The organism is Sphingobium trunci (assembly GCF_022664535.1).
GTDB lineage: Bacteria > Pseudomonadota > Alphaproteobacteria > Sphingomonadales > Sphingomonadaceae > Sphingobium.
The window spans coordinates 46071-65569 of record NZ_JAKUJY010000012.1; the positions used below are offsets into that span (position 1 = coordinate 46071).

Annotated in this window: 15 protein-coding genes; 2 read left to right on the forward strand and 13 right to left on the reverse strand. The window is 65.9% G+C overall.

Going from position 1 to position 19499, the window contains the following annotated elements; all coding sequences use genetic code 11:
- Positions 1 to 116 precede the first annotated feature (116 nt).
- Positions 117 to 2780, forward strand: coding sequence for a DNA mismatch repair protein MutS (mutS, locus tag MJ601_RS12255; RefSeq protein WP_242126771.1), 2664 nt, complete (start codon positions 117 to 119; stop codon positions 2778 to 2780).
- A 9-nt stretch (positions 2781 to 2789) separates the two neighbouring features.
- Positions 2790 to 5549, forward strand: a complete 2760-nt coding sequence (locus MJ601_RS12260; protein WP_242126772.1) for a [protein-PII] uridylyltransferase — start codon at positions 2790 to 2792, stop codon at positions 5547 to 5549.
- A gap of 56 nt (positions 5550 to 5605) precedes the next feature.
- Here the strand turns inward: MJ601_RS12260 and MJ601_RS12265 are convergent, their stop codons facing one another.
- The 13 genes from MJ601_RS12265 to MJ601_RS12325 form a co-directional block, all read right to left on the reverse strand.
- Positions 5606 to 6106, reverse strand: coding sequence for a L,D-transpeptidase family protein (locus MJ601_RS12265; RefSeq protein WP_242126775.1), 501 nt, complete (start codon positions 6104 to 6106; stop codon positions 5606 to 5608).
- On the reverse strand, positions 6103 to 7161 hold the full coding sequence (ribA, locus tag MJ601_RS12270) for a GTP cyclohydrolase II (RefSeq protein ID WP_242126777.1): 1059 nt from the start codon (positions 7159 to 7161) through the stop codon (positions 6103 to 6105). Before ribA ends, MJ601_RS12265 begins: the two co-directional genes overlap by 4 nt.
- A complete protein-coding gene (gene xth, locus MJ601_RS12275) occupies positions 7161 to 7958 on the reverse strand; it encodes an exodeoxyribonuclease III (RefSeq protein WP_242126779.1) in 798 nt (265 codons plus the stop codon). Before xth ends, ribA begins: the two co-directional genes overlap by 1 nt.
- Before the next feature lie 413 nt (positions 7959 to 8371).
- Positions 8372 to 9010, reverse strand: a complete 639-nt coding sequence (locus MJ601_RS12280) for a LolA family protein (protein ID WP_242126780.1) — start codon at positions 9008 to 9010, stop codon at positions 8372 to 8374.
- Positions 9011 to 9634: 624 nt separating this feature from the next.
- Positions 9635 to 11950, reverse strand: a complete 2316-nt coding sequence (locus MJ601_RS12285) for an FtsK/SpoIIIE family DNA translocase (protein WP_242126782.1) — start codon at positions 11948 to 11950, stop codon at positions 9635 to 9637.
- Positions 11951 to 12181: 231 nt separating this feature from the next.
- A complete protein-coding gene (locus MJ601_RS12290; RefSeq protein WP_242126784.1) occupies positions 12182 to 12673 on the reverse strand; it encodes a GNAT family N-acetyltransferase in 492 nt (163 codons plus the stop codon).
- 10 nt (positions 12674 to 12683) lie between these two features.
- The gene (locus tag MJ601_RS12295; protein ID WP_242126786.1) at positions 12684 to 13619 is read right to left on the reverse strand and encodes a DMT family transporter; all 936 of its coding nucleotides are present in this window, start codon (positions 13617 to 13619) and stop codon (positions 12684 to 12686) included.
- 42 nt (positions 13620 to 13661) lie between these two features.
- Positions 13662 to 13916, reverse strand: a complete 255-nt coding sequence (locus MJ601_RS12300; RefSeq protein ID WP_242126787.1) for a hypothetical protein — start codon at positions 13914 to 13916, stop codon at positions 13662 to 13664.
- Positions 13913 to 15073 carry a flavodoxin-dependent (E)-4-hydroxy-3-methylbut-2-enyl-diphosphate synthase gene (gene ispG / locus MJ601_RS12305; protein WP_242126789.1) on the reverse strand — a complete coding sequence of 387 codons (1161 nt, stop codon included), beginning with the start codon at positions 15071 to 15073 and terminating at the stop codon, positions 13913 to 13915. Before ispG ends, MJ601_RS12300 begins: the two co-directional genes overlap by 4 nt.
- A gap of 53 nt (positions 15074 to 15126) precedes the next feature.
- On the reverse strand, positions 15127 to 16425 hold the full coding sequence (locus MJ601_RS12310; protein WP_242126791.1) for an OmpP1/FadL family transporter: 1299 nt from the start codon (positions 16423 to 16425) through the stop codon (positions 15127 to 15129).
- A 433-nt stretch (positions 16426 to 16858) separates the two neighbouring features.
- Complete coding sequence (pgmG, locus tag MJ601_RS12315) at positions 16859 to 18226, reverse strand: phosphoglucomutase/phosphomannomutase PgmG (protein WP_242126793.1); 1368 nt, start codon at positions 18224 to 18226, stop codon at positions 16859 to 16861.
- A gap of 17 nt (positions 18227 to 18243) precedes the next feature.
- Entirely contained in the window at positions 18244 to 18678 is a 435-nt protein-coding gene (locus tag MJ601_RS12320; protein WP_242126795.1) for a molecular chaperone DnaJ, read from the reverse strand.
- On the reverse strand, positions 18678 to 19484 hold the full coding sequence (locus tag MJ601_RS12325; RefSeq protein ID WP_242126797.1) for a division plane positioning ATPase MipZ: 807 nt from the start codon (positions 19482 to 19484) through the stop codon (positions 18678 to 18680). The genes MJ601_RS12320 and MJ601_RS12325 overlap by 1 nt, the downstream gene beginning before the upstream one ends.
- Positions 19485 to 19499: the final 15 nt, after the last annotated feature.

Here is a 19499-nt window from a genome sequence, read left to right on the forward strand (position 1 = left end):
CAATGGGGAGGCCCTAGCGGCAAGAATATCTTGTGGGCAAGTGCGAGAAGCGTAATTTTCCTACGTCTCCCGCCCGCTCTGGCCTGAGCCGCGCGATCAGGCTATCCGCTTCCCCCATGGCGAAATCGATCGACATATCCACAGCGCAAGCCACGCCGATGATGGCGCAATATCTGTCGCTGAAGGCGGAGGCGCAGGATTGCCTGCTCTTCTACCGCATGGGCGATTTCTTCGAGCTGTTCTTCGACGATGCCAGGGCCGCCGCCGCGACGCTCGACATCGCGCTGACCAGCCGGGGCGAACATGCCGGCGTGCCGATCCCGATGTGCGGCGTGCCGGTGCACAGCGCGGAAAGCTATCTCGCACGGCTGATCAAGGCGGGACACCGCGTCGCTATCGCCGAACAGACCGAAACCCCGGCGGAGGCCAAGGCGCGCGGGTCCAAGTCGCTCGTCGCCCGCGCCATCGTGCGCTATGTCACCGCGGGCACGCTGACCGAGGAGACGCTGCTCGACAGCCGCCGCGACAATATGCTGGTGGCGCTGTCGCAGATCGGGGGCCAGGGCGCAGGGGGTGGCGCGGGCGACTATGGCCTGGCCGCCGCCGACATCTCGACCGGCCGGTTCGAGACGCTGACGCTGCGCGCCGCCGACCTGCCCGCCGAACTCGCCCGCCTGCGGCCGAGCGAGATCGTGCTGCCGGACGGGCTGGATCTGGAGCTGCCCGATTCCCATCCCTTCGACCGCGCTGCCTTTTCCAGCAGCCGGGCCGAAGCCGTACTGAAACGCGTGTTCGGCGTCGCCACGCTGGACGGCTTCGGCCAGTTCGGCCGTGCCGAGCTGGCGGCGATGGGGGGCCTGCTTTCCTATCTCGACCATGCGGGCAAGGGCACCCTGCCCTTCCTCGCCCCGCCCGCGCGCAAGACCAGCGGCGCCCATGTCGCCATCGACGCCGCGACGCGCGAGAGTCTGGAAATCATCGCCACCATGAGCGGTTCGCGGCAGGGCAGCCTGCTCGGCGCGGTGGACCGGACCGTCACGGGTGCGGGAGCGCGCCTGCTGGCGCAGGATCTGTCGGCGCCGCTGATGGATCAGGCCGCCATCGAGGCGCGGCTGGGCCTCGTCCAGCTCTTCCACGACGATCCCATGCTGCGCGACCAGTTGCGCGTGGCGTTGCGCGCCCAGCCGGATATCGGGCGCGCGCTTGGCCGCCTCGCCATGGGCCGGGGCAGCCCGCGCGACCTGGGCCAGTTGCGCGACGGGCTGGGCGAAGCGCGGCTGCTGCGAGAGCGCTTGGGCCGCCTGCCCGACCAGCCGCTGCTGCTCGCCCGGCTTCTCCCCGCGCTCGACGGCCATGGCGCGCTGGTCGACAGCCTGTCGCGGGCCCTGGTCCCCAGCCCGCCGACCGAGACCGCCCATGGCGGCTATATCGCGGACGGCTATGACCCGGCGCTGGACGAACTGCGCCAACTGGCGGGCGACGGCCGCCGCGCGATCGCCGCGCTGGAGGCCAGATATCGCGAGCAGACCGGCATCAACGCGCTCAAGATCCGGCACAATGGCGTGCTGGGCTATCATGTCGAGGTGCCCGCCCGCGCCGCCGACCCGCTGATGCAGCCGGACAGCGGCTTCACCCATCGCCAGACGCTGGCCGGGGTGGTGCGCTTCAATTCGGTCGACCTGCACGAACAGGCAAGCCGGGTGAGCCAGGCGGGCGCCCATGCGCTGGTCGCCGAAGCCGCGCATCTGGAGGAGCTGATCGAAGCCACCCTCTCCCGCAAGGCCGATATCGCCCGCGCCGCCGATGCCCTCGCCCGGCTCGACGTGGCGGCGGCGCTGGCCGAGCGCGCGGCGGAAGGCGGCTGGCAACGGCCCCACTTCCTGCCCGACGACGGCGAAGGCCCCTGCCTCGACATCAGCGGCGGCCGCCATCCGGTGGTCGAGGATGCCCTGCGCCGCGAGGGCCAGCCCTTCGTCGCCAATGACTGCCGCCTCGAGTCCGGCGACCGGCTCTGGCTCGTCACCGGTCCCAATATGGGCGGCAAGTCGACCTTCCTGCGGCAGAATGCGATCATCGTCATCCTCGCGCAGGCGGGCAGCTATGTGCCCGCCGCATCGGCCACGCTGACGCTGGTCGACCGCCTGTTCAGCCGCGTCGGCGCGTCGGACAATCTGGCCAGGGGCCGATCCACCTTCATGGTCGAGATGGTCGAAACCGCCGCCATCCTGGCGCAGGCGACCGAACGCAGCTTCGTGATCCTGGATGAGGTCGGGCGCGGCACATCCACCTATGACGGGCTGGCGCTGGCCTGGGCGGTGGTGGAGGCGGTGCATGAGGTCAATCGCTGCCGCTGCCTGTTCGCGACGCACTATCATGAGCTGACGCGGCTGGCGGAGACGCTCTCCTCGCTCTCGCTCCACCATGTGCGGGCGCGCGAGTGGAAAGGCGACCTCGTCCTGCTGCACGAGGTCACGGAAGGTCCGGCGGATCGCAGCTATGGTCTGGCCGTGGCGCGGCTGGCCGGGCTGCCGCCTGCGGTCCTCAAGCGCGCCAAGGACGTGCTCTCCCGCCTCGAATCGGGCAAGGCCAAGACCGGCGGGATCGCGGCGGGCCTGGACGACCTGCCGCTGTTCGCAGCCGCCACCGCGCAGGCGGAGGAGAAGGCCGATCCCCTCCGCGCCGCGCTGGAAGCCATCGACGCCGACGCGCTCTCGCCGCGCGAAGCGCTCGACCAACTCTACCGCCTCAAGCAACTGGCGGCAGCCGGGCAGGATAGCTAGATACATCCCATGGTCATGCAGTTTCCGAAATTGGGGTCCAGACGCGCCATCATCGACCGGCGCGCCATTTCCGACCGCATCAATGCACTGGCGCAGGAACATGGCAGCGACCAGATCAGGCTGCGCGGCCTGATCGTGCAGGAATTGAAGGCCGCGCTGGACGCGGGCCGCGAGGATGTCGCCCGCCGTCTCGAACAAAGGCCGACGCGCGGGCGCGAGGCGGTGACCGCCTTCGCCTTCCTGATCGACCAGATTTTGCGCCTGCTCTACGACGCGACCACCCACCATCTCTATCCGGCGAACAACCGCAGCACCGGCGAGCGCATCGTACTGATCGCCGTGGGCGGCTATGGCCGGGGCGAAATGGCGCCGCACAGCGATGTCGATATCGGCTTCATCACCCCCTGGAAGCCGACCGGCTGGACCGAGCAGGTGATCGAATCCATGCTTTATTCGCTGTGGGACCTGGGGCTGAAGGTCGGCCATAGCAGCCGTTCCGTCGACGAGACGATGCGCATGGCGAAGAGCGACCTGACCGTGCGCACCGCCCTGCTGGAGGCGCGCTACATCTGGGGCGACCGCGCGCTGTACGAGGACACCGCGAGGCGCTTCGACGCCGAGGTGATGCAGGGCACCGCCCGCGCCTTCGTCACCGAAAAGCTGGAGGAGCGCGACGAGCGGCACAAGCGCATGGGCGACAGCCGCTATGTCGTCGAACCCAATGTCAAGGAGGGCAAGGGCGGCCTGCGCGACCTGCACACGCTGTTCTGGATCGGCAAATATGTGAACCGGGTGAAGTCGGTGGCCGAGCTGGTCGATGTCGGCCTGCTGACCGAAAGCGAGCTGCGCCAGTTCCAGAAGGCGGAGGATTTCCTCTGGGCCGTGCGTTGCCACCTGCACATGATCACCGGGCGGGCGGAGGACCGGCTGACCTTCGACCTTCAGCTGGAAACCGCCACCCGCATGCACTTCACCGGCCGCGCCGGGCGATCGGGGGTGGAGCGCTTCATGCGCTATTATTTCCTGAACGCGAAGACGGTGGGCGACCTGACCGCCGTGTTCCTCGCCCATCTCGACGACCAGATGGCCGAGCGCGGGCGCCGCTATATCCCCAGCTTCTTCCGCAGGCCCAAGAAGCTGGACGGGTTCGTGCTGGATCGCGGGCGGCTGGCGCTGCCCAACGACCGGTTCTTTCAGGAGGACCCCGTCCGCCTGCTGGAAATCTTCGCGCTGGCGGACAGGCATGGCCTCGCCATCCATCCCAGCGCCATGCGCGCGGCCAGCCGCGACGCCAGCCTGATCACCGCGAAAGTCCGCCGCGACCCGCGCGCCAACGCCGCCTTCATGGACGTGCTGACGTCACCGCGCGATCCCGAAACGGTGCTGCGCTGGATGAATGAATCGACGGTGTTCGGCCGCTTCATCCCCGATTTCCGCCGCGTCGTCGCGCAGATGCAGTTCGACATGTATCATCATTATACCGTCGACGAGCACACCATCCGCGCCGTCGGCCTGCTCGCCCGGATCGAGAAGGGCGAACTGGGCGGGGACCATCCGCTGTCGACCGACCTGATGGGCAAGCTGATCTCCCGCCGGGTTCTCTATGTCGCGGTGCTGCTGCACGACATCGCGAAGGGGCGCGGCGGCGACCACAGCATATTGGGCGCGGAAGTGGCCGAGCATCTCTGCCCGCGCCTGGGCCTGACGCCCGCCGAAACCGAGACCGTGGCCTGGCTGGTGCTGCATCACCTGCTGATGTCGGCCACCGCCTTCAAGCGCGACCTGGCCGACTACAAGACCATCCTCGATTTCGTCGATGTGGTGCAAAGCCCCGAACGGCTGCGCCTGCTGCTCTGCCTGACGGTGGTGGACATCCGCGCCGTCGGGCCGGGAGTCTGGAACAGCTGGAAGCGGCAGTTGCTGGGCGATCTCTATGAGGCGGCCGAGGAAGTGCTGCGCCTGGGCCACAAGCAGAAGGGCCGCAGCGAACGCGTCGCCGTCAAACAGCAGGCGCTGCGCCAGGCGCTGGGCCTCTCCGAGGCGGATTTCGGGAAGCTGCGCAAGCGGCTGCCCGAAAGCTACTGGATCGCCGAGCCGGAGGACATACTGATCCATAATGCGCAGCATATATTGGAAGCGGGCGATTCCCCCCTTTCCATCGCCGCGCAATATTATCCGCAGCGCGGGGCGACGCTGGTGACGGTCTATGCCGCCGACCATCCGGGGCTGTTCTATCGCATCGCGGGGGCCATCCATCTGGCCGGCGGCAACATCATCGACGCGCGCATCCACACGACGCGCGACGGGGTCGCCATCGACAATTTCCTGGTGCAGGACCCGCTGGGCGGCGCCTTCCACGCCCCGGACCAGCTCGCCCGCATCCGCAAGGCGATCGAGGATTCGCTGGCGAACCGCCATCGCATGATCACCAAGCTGGAAGCGCGCCCCCTGCCCCGCACACGCGCCGAAGCCTTCCGCATCGAACCCAATGTGCTGATCGACAACAAGGCATCGAACCGCTTCACCGTGATCGAGGTGAATGCGCGCGACCGTCCGGCGCTGCTGTTCAGCCTGGCCAATGCGCTGTTCCAGTCGAAGGTGACGGTGCACAGCGCCCATGTCGCCACCTATGGCGAGCGCGCGGTCGATACTTTCTACGTCACCGACCTGCTGGCCGGAAAGATCGAGAGCAAGGCGCGATTGCAGACGCTGGAGCGGCGCCTGCTGGAGGCGGCTGGTGGCGAAGTGGCGGAGTTGGAGCGGGCGTAGCGCAAGGACCGCTCGTCTGCATCGTCATTCCCGAAGGGGAATGACGAAACCCTGCTTCAGACGATCTCCATTGCGTCGCCGGGCGCCAGCAACGGCAACAGGCGCAGCATATCTTCCCGTTCCACCGCCACGCAACCCGCGGTGGGACGGCCTTCGGACAGGTGGAAGAAGATCGCGCTCCCCCGCCCCGGCATCGGCGGCGCGTCATTATACCCCAGCACCAGGATCACGTCATAGGCATCGTCGGCGCGCAGCAGATTTTCCGCCGAGAAAGGACGCGGCAGATGAACCGGCCGGTTATAGGCCGGGTCGGCCGGATCGTCGGACCAGCCATCCCCCTCCCGCAGCCAGCGCCATGGCAGGCGGATGCCGGCCGGTTCCACCTTGCCGGGGCGGAACAACGCCGCGCGGATCGGCCAGATTCCCAAAGGGGTGCAGCCGTCCCCCTCCCGCTTGTCCGCCGCAACGCAGGCGCCCCCGCGCCCGATCGTGCATGGCATGGCGATATCGCCGAAGGAAAGGCGCCCCGTGCCGCCGTCGACGCTGATCAGGCTCACAACTGATGCCCGGTCCGGTCGCGCTTGGTCGCCAGATAGCGCTCATTATGGGGATTGGCGGGCAGGATGATCGGCAGCCGCTCGACCACCTGGATTCCGGCGGCCTCCAGCCCGGTCACCTTGTTGGGATTGTTGGTCAGCAGCCGCACCTCCTGCACGCCCAGCAGGTCGAGCATCCGCGCCGCCACCGAGAAATCGCGCGCGTCGATGGCGAAACCCAGCCGCACATTGGCGTCCACCGTGTCGAACCCCTGATCCTGAAGGGCATAGGCGCGCAGCTTGTTGACCAGGCCGATGCCGCGTCCCTCCTGCCGCAGATAGAGCAATATGCCCCATTCCGCGTCGGCGATCTGGTGCAGCGCCTGATGCAGTTGCGGCCCGCAATCGCATTTCAGCGACCCCAGCACGTCCCCGGTCAGGCATTCGCTGTGCAGGCGGATGACCGGCGGCGAGGCGGTGCGCTGGCCGACGACCAGCGCCACATGCTCGCGCGGTTCGTCGGGGCTGCGGAAGGCCACGATCTCGGCCGTCTCGCTGGCCGACACCGGCAGGCGCGCCCGCGTCGCAATGGCGAGATGCACGGCATCGTCATAGGCGTCGATATCGGCCGCGCTGACCTGCGCCTCGCTCTCTCCCTCCGCCGTCGCGAAATAGGCCGGGAGAATCCCCGCCAGCCGTGCCAGCCGCAGCGCCGCCTTGGCCGCGAGCGGCGCCGTCAGCGCCCTGGCCATGAACGGCCCCTTGAGCGGCGAGGCGAGGTCGAGCACCGGATCGGCAATGGCCATCGCCACATCGGCATCGATCCATGGCGCCCGCGCCACCAGCACCGGCATGTCGGGATCGGCCGCCGCGATCTGGTTGGCAAGCTTGAGCGTCTGCGCCCGCGCGGCGGAAATCAGGATGTCGGCTTCCGCCCCCGGATCGAAGGCGGCCAGCGTCACCGCGTCCGCCCCCTCCACTGCCATCAGGCGCAGCGCGCCGTCACCAGCGCTGACCGTCACTGCCCAGCCACGGCGCAGCGCATCGATGGCGCGGGCTGCCGAGCGCGCGCCCATCAGAAGGCGAATTCCGTGATGATCGGAATATGATCGGACGGCTTGCCCCAGCTTCGCGCGGGTTCGACCACGCGGTGGCTGACCGCCTTTTCCGCGACATCCTGCGTCATCCACATATGGTCCAGGCGCCGCCCGCGATCCGATTCCGCCCAGTCGCGCGCACGATAGCTCCACCAGGTATAGAGCCGCTGCGGCGCCGGGAAGAATTTGCGGCCGATATCGACCCAATTGTTCGATTCCTGCAACCGCGCCAGGATTTCGCATTCGATCGGCGTGTGGCTGACCACGTTCAGCAGTTGCTTGTGGCTCCACACGTCGCATTCCATCGGCGCGATGTTGAAGTCGCCGGTCAGGATCGTCGGCTTGTCCTCCAGCCCCGAAGACCATTGGATCATCCGGTCGAGGAAATCGAGCTTCTGTCCGAATTTCGGGTTCAGCTCCCGGTCGGGTATGTCGCCGCCCGCCGGCACATAGACATTCTCGATCCGCACGCCATTGTCCAGCCGCACGCCGACATGCCGCGCTTCGCCATTGGCCTGCCAGTCGAGCCGGTCGTCCTCATGGATCGGCACCCTGGACATGATCGCCACGCCATGATGCATCCGCTGGCCGTTCAGCACCTGATGGACATAGCCCAACTGCCTGAACATGGCGGTCGGGAAAATCTCGTTCACCACCTTCGTTTCCTGAAGGCAGAGGATATCGGGCGCCTCTTCGGTCAGGAACCGCTCGACAATATCGATCCGCGCCCGAACGCTGTTGATGTTCCAGGAAGCGATGCTGAGGGTCTGCGCCATGCTGATCCACTAGGGGGCGAATCCACCCGGCGCAAGGGTGGCGGATTAGCTGTATCGACAGAACAGCATGGGTGCCGCTCGACATTCAGTTCAGGCGAAGCCGAAAAGAGTGATTTCCGAGCATCGGAGCGCAGCGGACTCAATGTCCGTGAGCACCGAAGCGCAGGAAATCGCACTTTGCAGGCCGCATGAACTGAATGTCGAGTGGCACAAAAAAGGCCCCCGCTCCGGGGGCATGGAACGGGGGCCTCGATCGCGCCCTTGAAGCGCTTTGCGGCGGGAGCGGGGTTCCGGGTAACAGGGGGGAAATCCCGGTTTCGTCTCGCGCCGTGGAGTCCTTATTAGGGGCCGGGATATGAGCCTCAGATGAACGGAAATGAAATCTTCCCGGTCCGTCGCGCGCCCGCCCCGGTTCACCCTCCGGCGGCGCGTCCCTTCGGCCGCGGATCGGTCCAGCGGAAGGCGGAATCGGCAACCGGCACGCCGTAACGCTGGTTGGACAGCTTCACCGACGTCCGGTTGTTCTGGGAATCCAGCGCAACCCAGCCATAAAGCTGCAGGCCCGCCGGGCTGGCGGCATCGCGTTTGAAGATCATGGTGATGGTGCCATATTCGGGCCGCTTGGGATCGCGCGCCTGCACGGACAGGATGGTGGGGTCGCCGGTCTGGATCACCTTGCCGAATTTCGACAGATCCTTGCTGGGATCGATCAGCGCGCCCAGCGGCGAATTGCCGATCGGCCAGCGCTGCACCTGCCGCACCTCATAGTCGATCATGGTCAGCGCCTTGCCGTCGCCGACGATCAGCAGGGGCACGCCCTTCTGATACTGGAAGCGGATCTTGCCCGGCTGCTTGATGGTGAGCTGGCCGGTCAGCGTCTGGCCGTTGCGGTCGGTCTGGGCGAAGTCGGCGGTCATGGTCGCGACCGCGCGGATATAGGCATTGACCCTGGACAGGTCCGACTGGTCCGCCTGCGCGGCCGCGGGCATCACCGGCACCGCCAAAGGAAAGGCGGCCAGTGTCAGGACGAGGGGCGCAAGGATGCGCTTCATGCAATCATCTCCAGTTGTTCAGGATGTCGAGCATAGGTGGCAGGGCTTGAACCCGCTGTGAACCCACTCGTTCCGTCACGGCAACGGGCGGTCGGAGAAGGAAAAGGGCCGGAAACGGGAAGGGTCCAAACGGGAAGGGGGAGAGCGGCCGAAGCCGCTCAATCCCCCTCTGCTCCCGCGTCGCCAGTGCCGGTCCTTCCGGCGGCCCCTCTCCCGATTTATATTTTAGGCGCTGCGGTGAGCGGCCTTTCTCTAGCGCGGCGCCATGACAAAAAAAAGGCCGATCCGAAGACCAGCCTGAAAGTTTTTAGGAGAGGATGCCTGAAAGGCGGGTTCCTTTTCCGCCCAATCGCGCTTCGCTGCAAATGCGAAGAAGAGGTTTACGATTGCATGAAACGCAATCATGCCCGGAAATCAGGCATTTCCGCCGCAGGAGCATCGTTCGAGAGGCCCTGTGCCGTAAGGTCAACCCCGCCAAATCGAGTTTCATAGCGAAATGGTCAGTGACTTTTTCGCATCAGGCCAAACGAATTTTTAGATACCCCGGAGCATGGGGCAAGGCGCGTGCTGGTCCTCCCGCCTTCGCAGGAGCACGTCGGACACGATGGATGGAATCCCCGAACCCTAAAGCGGGTTGCCATTCTCGTCGCGCAGCACCTCGCGGCGGCCGACATGGTTGGGCGGGCCGACCAGACCCTGCTCCTCCATCTGCTCGATCAGCCGCGCGGCGCTGTTATAGCCGATGCGGAGCTGACGTTGCAGCCAACTGGTGGACGCCTTCTGATTCTCGAACACGAGCTGGCAGGCCTTGCGGAAAAGCTGCGCGTCGGGGCTGTCGTCGCCCAGATCGACGCCGTCGAGCGCGAAGCTGCCCTCTTCCGGCTCCTCGGTGACGGCGGCGATATAATCGGGCTGGCCCTGCGCGCGCCAGTGATCGGCGACCACGCGCACCTCATCGTCCGACACGAAGGGCCCATGGACGCGCATCAGGCCCTTGCCGCCATGCATATAGAGCATGTCGCCCTTGCCCAGCAGTTGCTCGGCGCCCTGTTCGCCCAGGATGGTGCGGCTGTCGATCTTCGAGGTGACGAAGAAGCTGATACGGGTGGGCAGGTTCGCCTTGATGACGCCGGTGATGACGTCGACCGAGGGGCGCTGCGTCGCCAGGATCAGGTGGATGCCCGCCGCACGGGCTTTTTGAGCAAGCCGCTGGATCAGGAATTCGACTTCCTTGCCCGCCGTCATCATGAGGTCGGCCAGCTCGTCCACCACCACGACGATCTGCGGCAGCGGCTGGAAATCGAGCTGCTCCTCCTCATATATGGGCTTGCCGGTTTCGGGATCGTAGCCGGTCTGGACCCGCCTGCCGAGCGGCTTGCCCTTGGCCTTCGCGGCGCGGACCTTCTCGTTGTAGTTGGCGAGGTTGCGGACCGAGATGGACGCCATCATGCGATAGCGGTCTTCCATCTGCTCCACCGCCCATTTCAAGGCGCGGATCGCCTTGGCCGGTTCGGTGACGACCGGGGAAAGGAGATGCGGAATGTCGTCATAGGTCGACAGTTCCAGCATCTTGGGATCGATCATGATGAGGCGAAGCTGGTCCGGCGTCATGCGGTAGAGCAGCGACAGGATCATCGCGTTCAACCCCACCGACTTGCCCGAACCGGTGGTGCCCGCGATCAGCAGGTGCGGCATGGGCGCCAGGTCGGCGATGATCGGCTCGCCCGAGATATTCTTGCCCAGGATGATCGGCAGCGTCGCTTCCTGCGCGAACTGCTCGCTGGTGATGAGTTCGCGGAAGGAGACACCCTCCCGATTGGCGTTGGGCAGCTCGATGCCGATTACCGTACGCCCCGGAATCGTCGCCACGCGGGCCGAAAGCGCCGACATGTTGCGCGCGATATCGTCGGCCAGCGCGATCACCCGGCTCGCCTTGATGCCGGGCGCCGGTTCCAGCTCATACATGGTGACGACCGGGCCGGGCCGCACCTCGACGATATTGCCCTTCACATGGAAGTCGTCGAGCACGCTCTCCAGCAGCCGCGCGTTGCGCTCCAGGGCGGCCTTGTCGATCTTCTGCGCCTGATTGGCCGGAATCGGGTTCAGCAGATCGGGCGAGGGCAGGGAGCTGTTGCCGAACAGATCGTCCTGCGAAACCGGCGCCATGGAGCGCTGGACCGGGGCGGGCTTGGGCGTCTGGATGGTGATGGGCGGCTTGGGTTCGTTGGAGACGGTCTTGCGCGGGGCCGCGACCCGTTCGAAAACCTCCTCTTCCTCGTCCCCGGCGGGCGCCGGGCCAGCCAGCGCGAAAGCGGGCCGGGGGAGGGCCAGCCGGGGGAGGGAAGGCCGCCGCAGCGCAATGATCGGCTTTTCCAGCGCCAGGCTGCGATACCAGCAGACCGCCCCGGCGACCAGCGTCGACACCACCAATATGCCCCTGATCCAGCCCTGCGCGGCGGGAGCCTGCGCGGTCAGGCTCATGACGCCCCTGGCCGTCGCCAGCGCGATGACGCCGCCCCATCCGGCGGGCAGGCCGACCAGCGGATTGGCCTGGAACAGCGCCAGGGCAATGCCGACCAGCACGATGCCGGCGAAGCATTTGCCGAACTGCGCCTTCCAGCCGCTCATATCCTGGTCGCCCCACAGGCGCCGCGCGGTGATCGCCATCAGCGGAAGCACCAGCGCGACCGGCACGCCCAGCAGCCAGAGCAGGAAATCGGCGATCCAGGCACCGGGTAGCTGCATGATATTCTGCACCTGATCGCCCGCGACCGTGTTCATCGAGGGGTCGCTCGGCTGATAGCTGAGGAGCGCCAGCGCCAGGAACAGGGTCGCCAGCAACAGCGCGATCGACCCGATCAGCGCGCCGCTGCGGATCAGGCTGCGTTTCAGCATTTCGCGCCATTCCGGCGTGCGTTTGGCTCCGCGGCTGACGGCCATGGCTTCGAATGTCCCCCAAATGTTCCGTTCCGGCACAATGCGCCGAGCGGGGAGTCCCCGTCAAGAGTCCGGCCCCTCGGCTCGTCCCGCGGACTCCGTAACAACCCTTATGTCGGTGGCGGCCCGGTCGGCGCACAAGGCTGGCGAAAGGAGACTTCGCCATGATCGCCGACCTTTATCCTGCCCTCGTCCTCGTCGCGCTAGGTGCCTTTTCCCTCGTCCTGATCGGCGTCAGCCTGCAGGATGCGCTGAAGCGAGGGCGTTGAGCGCCTCGCCATCGACCCGCTGCACCGTCCATTCGTCCATCGCTCGCGCCCCCAGCGAGCGATAGAAGGCGATGGATGGCGCATTCCAGTCCAGCACCCACCATTCCAGCCGCGCGCAGTCCCGTTCGATCGCCAGTTGCGCCAGGCGGGAGAGCAGCGCCTTGCCCGCGCCCAGGCCCCGTGCTTCGGGAATGACGAACAGATCCTCCAGATAGAGGCCGGGCCGCCCCTCGAAGGTCGAGAAATTGTGGAAGAAAAGCGCGAAGCCGATCGCCTGGCCCTCATGTTCCGCGATCAGCACTTCGGCCATGGGACGGGCGCCGAAGAGATATTTGTCCAGCGTCTCGCGATCGGCCTTCACCTCATGCGACAGCTTTTCATAGTCGGCAAGAGCGAGGATGAAGTCGTGGATCGTCCCGATGTCGGATGGAACGGCATCGCGGATGGTGACGGGCATGGCTTTCCTTTCAGGCGGCGGACGGTTCGATAGGGGGTGCGGGCGCCGGCCGGACACGCGACGCGACCAGGCAGCCGGTGACGATCAGCCCGGCGCCCGCGACCGTGCTCAGGGTGAGGCGGTCGCCAAAGACCAGGGCGCCGATGATCGCCGCCCAGACGAAGGCGGTATATTCGACCGGAATCAGCCGTTGCGCCTCCGCCCGCGCATAGGCCCAGGCGAGCGCGGCGAGCGACGTGAAGGCAAGCGTCGCGGCCAGCAGGATCAGCAGCCATGACGGGGCGGCAGGCAGGATCGGCGTCCAACGCATCAGGGCGGCAAACAGGACGAACACCGCCAGCATCACGATATGCTGGAAGAAGGCGACCTCGACCGGGGAGGCGAGCTGCGCCTGCTGCCGCTGGAGGATGAGATTCCAGGCGAACAATATCGCCGACAGCAGCACCGCGCCCGCACCCAGCAGGGCGTTCAGGTCATAATCGCCCCGCATCCGGCCAGAGAGGATCACGCCCACCCCCACCAGCCCCAGCAGCGATGCGCCGATGGCCTGCCGCCCGATCCTTTCCTTGAGCAGCAGCGCCGCGAGATAGAGCGCGATCAGCGGCGCGATGAAGGAAAGGGCGATGGCTTCGGCCAGCGGCATCCGCATGATCGCCCAGAAGAACAGGCTGGCCATCACCGCCACCACGGTCCCGCGCAGCAGGTGCAGGCGCAGCACTGCCCGGGTAGGCCAGCGCTGCCGGGTCAGCGCCATCAGCGCAAAGCCCAGCAGGCTTCCCGCCACGGCGCGCCAGAACAGCGCATTGAACAGCCCGATCGAAAGGCTCAACCCCTTCATCGCCGCGTCCATCACCGAAAACAGGGCGACGCCGACGCAGCAGACCGCGAATGCGAGGGGAAAGGAACTCGCCGGTGCGCCACCCATGCCGCTGCTGTCGCTGCCCATCAATATCGCCTGTCGATGCGGAAGGCCGGTCGATCGGCGCCGTCAGTCGCGGTTCGTCCAGCTCAGGCGCCCGACGGCCAGCTCGCCGATTTCAAGCCGGGCGATACGCGCCCGGCCGACGCGCAGACGGCCGATCGCAAGCGCGCCTATGGCCAGAGCGCCCAGCGCGAGTGCCCCCAGGGCCAGGCTTCCGATCGCCCCGGCGCCCAGCGCCGATGCCCCTGTCGCCGTCACGGGACGGAGGACGCGGGAAGGCTCCATCACGACATTATCCGCCCTGTCCGTGCCGCCGGTCATTCCGCTGCCTCGGCTTTCCCGGCATCGGTCGTTTCCGCCTCCAGCTTCGCCGTCTCGATCTCCGCCGCCTTCGCTTCGACCAGCTGGACGATATGGTCGATCATGCCTTCATCCTGCACCGTGTGGTCGGTGAGGCCGGAAAGATAGACCATATGCTTGCCCGCGCCGCCGCCGGTCAGGCCGATATCGGTTTCGCGCGCTTCGCCGGGACCGTTCACCACGCAGCCCAGCACCGACAGCGACAGCGGCGTATGGATATGCTGGAGCCGTTCCTCCAGCGCCTGGACGGTGCGGATCACGTCGAAGCCCTGCCGCGCGCAACTGGGGCAGGAGATCACCTTGACGCCGCGCGTGCGGATGCCGAGCGATTTCAGGATTTCATAACCGACCCGCACTTCCTCCTCCGGCTCGGCGGAGAGGGAGACGCGGATCGTGTCGCCGATCCCGGCCCAGAGCAGATTGCCGATGCCGATCGCGCTCTTCACCGTGCCGCCGATCAGGCCGCCCGCCTCGGTGATGCCCAAGTGCAGCGGGCAGTCGACCGCTTCGGCGAGCTGCATATAGGCGGCGACCGCAAGGAAGACGTCGCTGGCCTTCACCGCCACCTTATATTCGTGGAAATCCCGGTCCTGCAGCAGCTTGATATGATCGAGCGCGCTTTCGACCAGCGCTTCGGGACAGGGTTCGCCATATTTTTCGAGCAGGTCCTTCTCCAGGCTGCCCGCATTCACCCCGATGCGGATCGAGCAATTGTTCGCCTTGGCCGCCTCGACCACTTCCTTCACCCGCGCTTCCGAGCCGATATTGCCCGGATTGATGCGCAGGCAGGCCGCGCCCGCATCGGCGGCTTCCAGCGCGCGCTTATAGTGGAAATGGATATCGGCGACGATCGGCACGCGCGCGGCGCGGACGATCTGCTTCAAGGCCGCGGTCGATTCCTCGTCGGGGCAGGAGACGCGGATGATGTCGACGCCCACCTCCTCGCAGCGGCGGATCTGGTCGATCGTCGCCTTCACGTCATGGGTCGGCGTGTTGGTCATGGTCTGCACCGTGACCGGGGCGCCGCCGCCGACCGGAACGTTCCCGACCATGATCTGTCGGCATTGGCGACGGGCGATGTCGCGCCAGGGACGCAGGCCGGGATTATGATCGGACATGAAGAAGGGGCTCCATCGGTGATGAAGCCCCCTATAGGGATTTATCGTGAAAGTTAGAAGCGTGCCGTCAACGATGCGGCGATCTGATCCGCATTGCCGCTGGTCTGCGACAGGGTGATCGCCGTCACCGTCGCGGGGAAGGGATAATAGCTGTCGGGACGGATGATATTCGCCTTTTCCACGAAATTATGCGCGTAGCTGAGGTTGAGGGCGAAGGCGGGCGAGACATTGTAGGTCGCCCCCGCCGTCAGCCAGGCACGGTCGCCATCAGGCACGCGGGTCGTCAGATGCTGCCGGTTGGTCGGCGAGCGGTCGAACATGGTGCCCGCGCGCAGGGTCAGTGCCGGGCTGACATCATATTCCCCGCCCAGGCTGACGCTGTAGCTGTCCTTATAGTCCAGTTCCTTGTTCGTGGTGCCTGCCGCCGTGGTGACGGCAATGCCCTTGAACCGCGACCAGTTATACCAACGGGCGCTGATCAAGGCCCGCAGCTTGGGCGTCAGGCGGTGCATGAAGCCCGCCGTCACGATATCCGGCAGGTCGAGCGGCGCGGTGGCGGCGAATGTGCCATTGCCGCTGGCCAGCAGGCTCTGAAGCCCGGAAACCGTCTGCGTTCCGGTCAGCTTGTGGCTGATACCCGAACGGTAGGAAACGCCGACATTGGTGTCGCCATTGGTGTAGAACAGGCCCGCATTCCAGCCGACCGACCAGTCATGGCCCTTGAGCTCGGCCAGGCCGTCGGTCGCGATCAGCGGCGAAAGCTGCGGCAGGGCGTTGGTCAGCGTCGCCTTCACATATTGCACGTCGACGCCGCCGCCGACCGAGAAATGGTCGTTGAGCTTATAGGCCGCCGAAGACTGGATATTATAGGTTTTGAGGTTGGTGTAGAGCGAATCGTAGCGGCCGAAAAAGCCGTCGTCATAGTCGAGCTTCAACCCGAAAGGCGCATTCACGCCCACGCCCAGCCACAGCCGGTCGCTGACCTGGCCGGTGATATAGAAGCTCGGCACTGGAATGACCTTGTCGAACGGATCTCCGCCCGAATTGCCCGCGATCGGAACCCGGACCGTGGAACCGGGAATGGTGCGGTAGGAACCGCGATTGGACTGATGGGCCGACGCCATCAGCGCCACGCCGCCGACCGAGGTCTGGATGCCCTGCAACTGGGTGATCGCCGCGGGATTGAAATAGATGGCGGACGGATCGTCGGCCGCCGCACCTGCACCGGCCAGAGCGCGGCCGGTCTCGATGGGCGACTGTTCCTGAAGATAAAATCCGCCTGCGAAAGCGGGGACGGGCGCTGCCAGCGCACTCAACAGCAGGCTGGCGGCAATGGGACGGCGCAACGGCATGGCAATTCCTCTCCTGAACTCGACTATAGGCATGGCTCTCACCGAAAACGGTCCCCTGAACGCCATGCAGCTATAAGCCATATGGTTAATTTATCGTTCGAAAAGCCCTAAATTTCGCGATTCCCAACCGACAATGCGGCGAAATGATGCTTCGCCCTTACGGCAAGCAGGCGAAAATGACGTTTACGTAAATCCAAAAAAAAGCCGCCCCGAAGGACGGCTTGAAAGTTTTAGGAGAGGATGCCTGAAAGGCCCGTTCCTTTTGCGGTGCAGCGTCCTATCCCGCAAATGCGAAAAGCTGACCCTCGATTGCGTTTCATGCAATTGTCATGATTTCCCCAGCTTTCCGTAAGGGAAAGGCACCCGATTTTTTTGATAACGGTATCACGATTTTGTCCTGCGCTGTCATTTGTAGGTCTTTTTCTGGACCGAATCACGCGCGAATCACCCCCGAATCAGCCAGGTGGGAATCGACGGCCGCCATCAAACCGGCAAGGGATTCCGAATCGGTCGCCTCCGCCCGCACGACCAGCGCATCCTGCGTGTTGGAGGCTCGCAGCAGCCACCAGCCCGCCGGTTCCGTCACCCGCAGCCCGTCGGTTTCATCCACGACGGCGCCCACCGCGTGCAGGCGGGCGCGGACTTCCTCGATCACCGCGAATTTGCGGCTATGGTCGACGGGGAAGCGAATCTCGGGCGTATTGGCCAGGGCGGGCATGGCATCGCGCAGCGCCGTCACGCTGCGGCCCAGGCGCGTCAGCCCCCGGATGAGCCGCACCGCCGCATAAAGCCCGTCATCAAAGCCATAATAATCGTCCGCGAAGACGATATGGCCGGTCATCTCCCCACCCAGCGGCGCACCTATTTCCTTCATTTTGGACTTGATGAGGCTATGCCCGGTCTTCCACATGCAGGGCTTGCCACCCAGCGCCGCGATCCGGTCGAACAGGGCCTGGCTGGCCTTCACATCCGCCACGATCGTGGCCCCGGCATAGGTCTGCAGCACCAGTTCGGCGAAGATGCCCAGAAGCTGATCGCCCCAGATCACCCGTCCCTTGCCGTCGACCACGCCGATCCGGTCGCCATCGCCGTCGAAAGCCACACCGAAATCGAGCTTGTTGGAGACGACGAGCCTTTTCAGCTCCTCCAGATTCGCCTCGACAGTGGGATCGGGGTGATGATGGGGAAAATGGCCGTCTATCTGGGTGAACAGCATGTGATGCTCGCCCGGCAGGAGCTTGACCAGCTTCTCCACGACCGGACCGGCCGCGCCGTTGCCCGCGTCCCAGCCGATGCGCCAGGCCGCGCCGTCGAACCCCTCGGCCAACCGCGCTGCATAGCGGTCCATGATGGCGACCCTGTCCTGCCCGCCCGATCCGTTGGTCCAGTCGCCCGCCGCCGCCATGCCGGCCAGGCGCTGGATATCCTCGCCAAAAAAGGCGCGGTGCTGAAATACCAGCTTGAAGCCGTTGTGATCGGCGGGATTATGGCTGCCGGTTACCTGAATGCCGCCATCGACGTTCAGCACCGCCTCGGCATAATAGAGCATGGGCGTAGGGCCGATGCCGATGCGGACGGCGTCGGCGCCGGATTCGCGAAGGCCCCTGACCACCGCCTTTTCCAGCATGGGGGAGGTCAGCCGTCCGTCCATGCCGACCGCGACCCTTGATCCGCCCGACCGCCTGACCAGCGTGCCGAAACCGCGCCCGACGGCATAGGCATCCGCCTCGCCCAACGTTTCGCCCACGACGCCGCGCATGTCATATTCGCGCAGCAGCGTGGGATGAAAGCGGTGGGCCACGGCATCCTCTCCTTGCGTCAATGGCGCTGCGCTGCGTCCCCGATCAGCAGATCGCGCGCGGCGTTGATCTGGGCCGCCAGCGCTTCGGTGCCACCCTTGTCGGGATGGACCGAGGCGATCAGGCGGCGATGCGCGGCGCGAATCGCGCGCGCGTCCGCATCCGCCCCGACGCCCAGCAGCTTGCGGGCGGCGATGATATCCTGCGATGCGGGCGCCGGCGAAGGATTCGCGCGCTTCCTGCGCTTTCCGGCGGGCTGGCTGCGGGCGAAGAAGAACAGCGTCGCCCCCAGCAGGAGCGGCGCGCCGATCATGGGCCTGCCCTTTGCCGCCATCACCGCGCCCACCATTGCGGCGCCCAGCGCCATGCCATCCTTTGCACTCATGCGTTGCAGCCGTCCCGTCCAGATCAGCCAGGCCGCCAGCCCGATCAGCAAAAGGGCAAGCAGACCCATCAGGCCGCGCCGAGCATATCCAGCGGCTGGACCTCGTCGCGCACGGGGAGGGCGAGGCCCGACACCATCTCGCGCAATTCCTGCCGGGCGGCGATATGGCTGACGCCCAGTTCGCCCAGATGCCCCTTGTCCAGCAAGGTGAGGCCCGAAGGGAACAGCTCGCGGAAGATGACGCGTTCCGAAAGTCCTGGAATCACGCGGAATCCCACGCGGCGGGACAGTTCGACCAGCGCATCGCCCACCCGCTTCTTGTTGCGCGCGTCATGATGCTGGACGCGGTTGCGCAGCACCACCCAGTCGATCGTCACGCCATCGGCCTTGGCGCGGGTCTTGCGCGCCTCGAAAATCAGTTCGGAATAGAAGGAAAGCCGCTTCACCTTGAAGGTTTCGGCGTCCACCTGCCCGATCAGGTCGAAATCGACGAAGCTGTCGTTCATCGGCGTCACCAGCGTATGGGCGCGGGCGGCCATGTGGCGGGCGAAATCATCGTCGCGGCCGGGCGTGTCGACGACCAGGAAATCCTTGCCCTCGGCCAGGGTCGCGGCCTGTTCCTCCAGCGCCCCGACGCTGTCGCCCTGGAACACGGCGAAATCCGGAGTCGGCAGGTCGATGCCGCGGCGGCGCGCGGTTTCGGCGCGATTTTCCATGTAGCGGGTGATGGTCCGCTGGCGCGGGTCGAGATCGATCATGCCGACCTTGTGACCCAGCACCGTCAGCGCGATGGCCGTATGCACGGCGGTGGTGGACTTCCCCGTTCCGCCTTTTTCATTGGCAAAGACGATATGGTGCGTGTGGGCGTTCGCCATCGGACCTTGATAACC

Bases quoted from the DNA above. Each gene is read 5' to 3' on its own strand.
- mutS (WP_242126771.1), top strand. From the start codon at position 117: ATGGCGAAATCGATCGACATATCCACAGCGCAAGCCACGCCGATGATG.
- MJ601_RS12260 (WP_242126772.1), top strand. From the start codon at position 2,790: ATGGTCATGCAGTTTCCGAAATTGGGGTCCAGACGCGCCATCATCGAC.
- ribA (WP_242126777.1), bottom strand. From the start codon at position 7,161: ATGGGCGCGCGCTCGGCAGCCCGCGCCATCGATGCGCTGCGCCGTGGC.
- xth (WP_242126779.1), bottom strand. From the start codon at position 7,958: ATGGCGCAGACCCTCAGCATCGCTTCCTGGAACATCAACAGCGTTCGG.
- MJ601_RS12280 (WP_242126780.1), bottom strand. From the start codon at position 9,010: ATGAAGCGCATCCTTGCGCCCCTCGTCCTGACACTGGCCGCCTTTCCT.
- MJ601_RS12285 (WP_242126782.1), bottom strand. From the start codon at position 11,950: ATGGCCGTCAGCCGCGGAGCCAAACGCACGCCGGAATGGCGCGAAATG.
- MJ601_RS12290 (WP_242126784.1), bottom strand. From the start codon at position 12,673: ATGCCCGTCACCATCCGCGATGCCGTTCCATCCGACATCGGGACGATC.
- MJ601_RS12295 (WP_242126786.1), bottom strand. From the start codon at position 13,619: ATGGGCAGCGACAGCAGCGGCATGGGTGGCGCACCGGCGAGTTCCTTT.
- MJ601_RS12300 (WP_242126787.1), bottom strand. From the start codon at position 13,916: ATGACCGGCGGCACGGACAGGGCGGATAATGTCGTGATGGAGCCTTCC.
- ispG (WP_242126789.1), bottom strand. From the start codon at position 15,073: ATGTCCGATCATAATCCCGGCCTGCGTCCCTGGCGCGACATCGCCCGT.
- MJ601_RS12310 (WP_242126791.1), bottom strand. From the start codon at position 16,425: ATGCCGTTGCGCCGTCCCATTGCCGCCAGCCTGCTGTTGAGTGCGCTG.
- MJ601_RS12320 (WP_242126795.1), bottom strand. From the start codon at position 18,678: ATGGGTCTGCTTGCCCTTTTGCTGATCGGGCTGGCGGCCTGGCTGATC.
- MJ601_RS12325 (WP_242126797.1), bottom strand. From the start codon at position 19,484: ATGGCGAACGCCCACACGCACCATATCGTCTTTGCCAATGAAAAAGGC.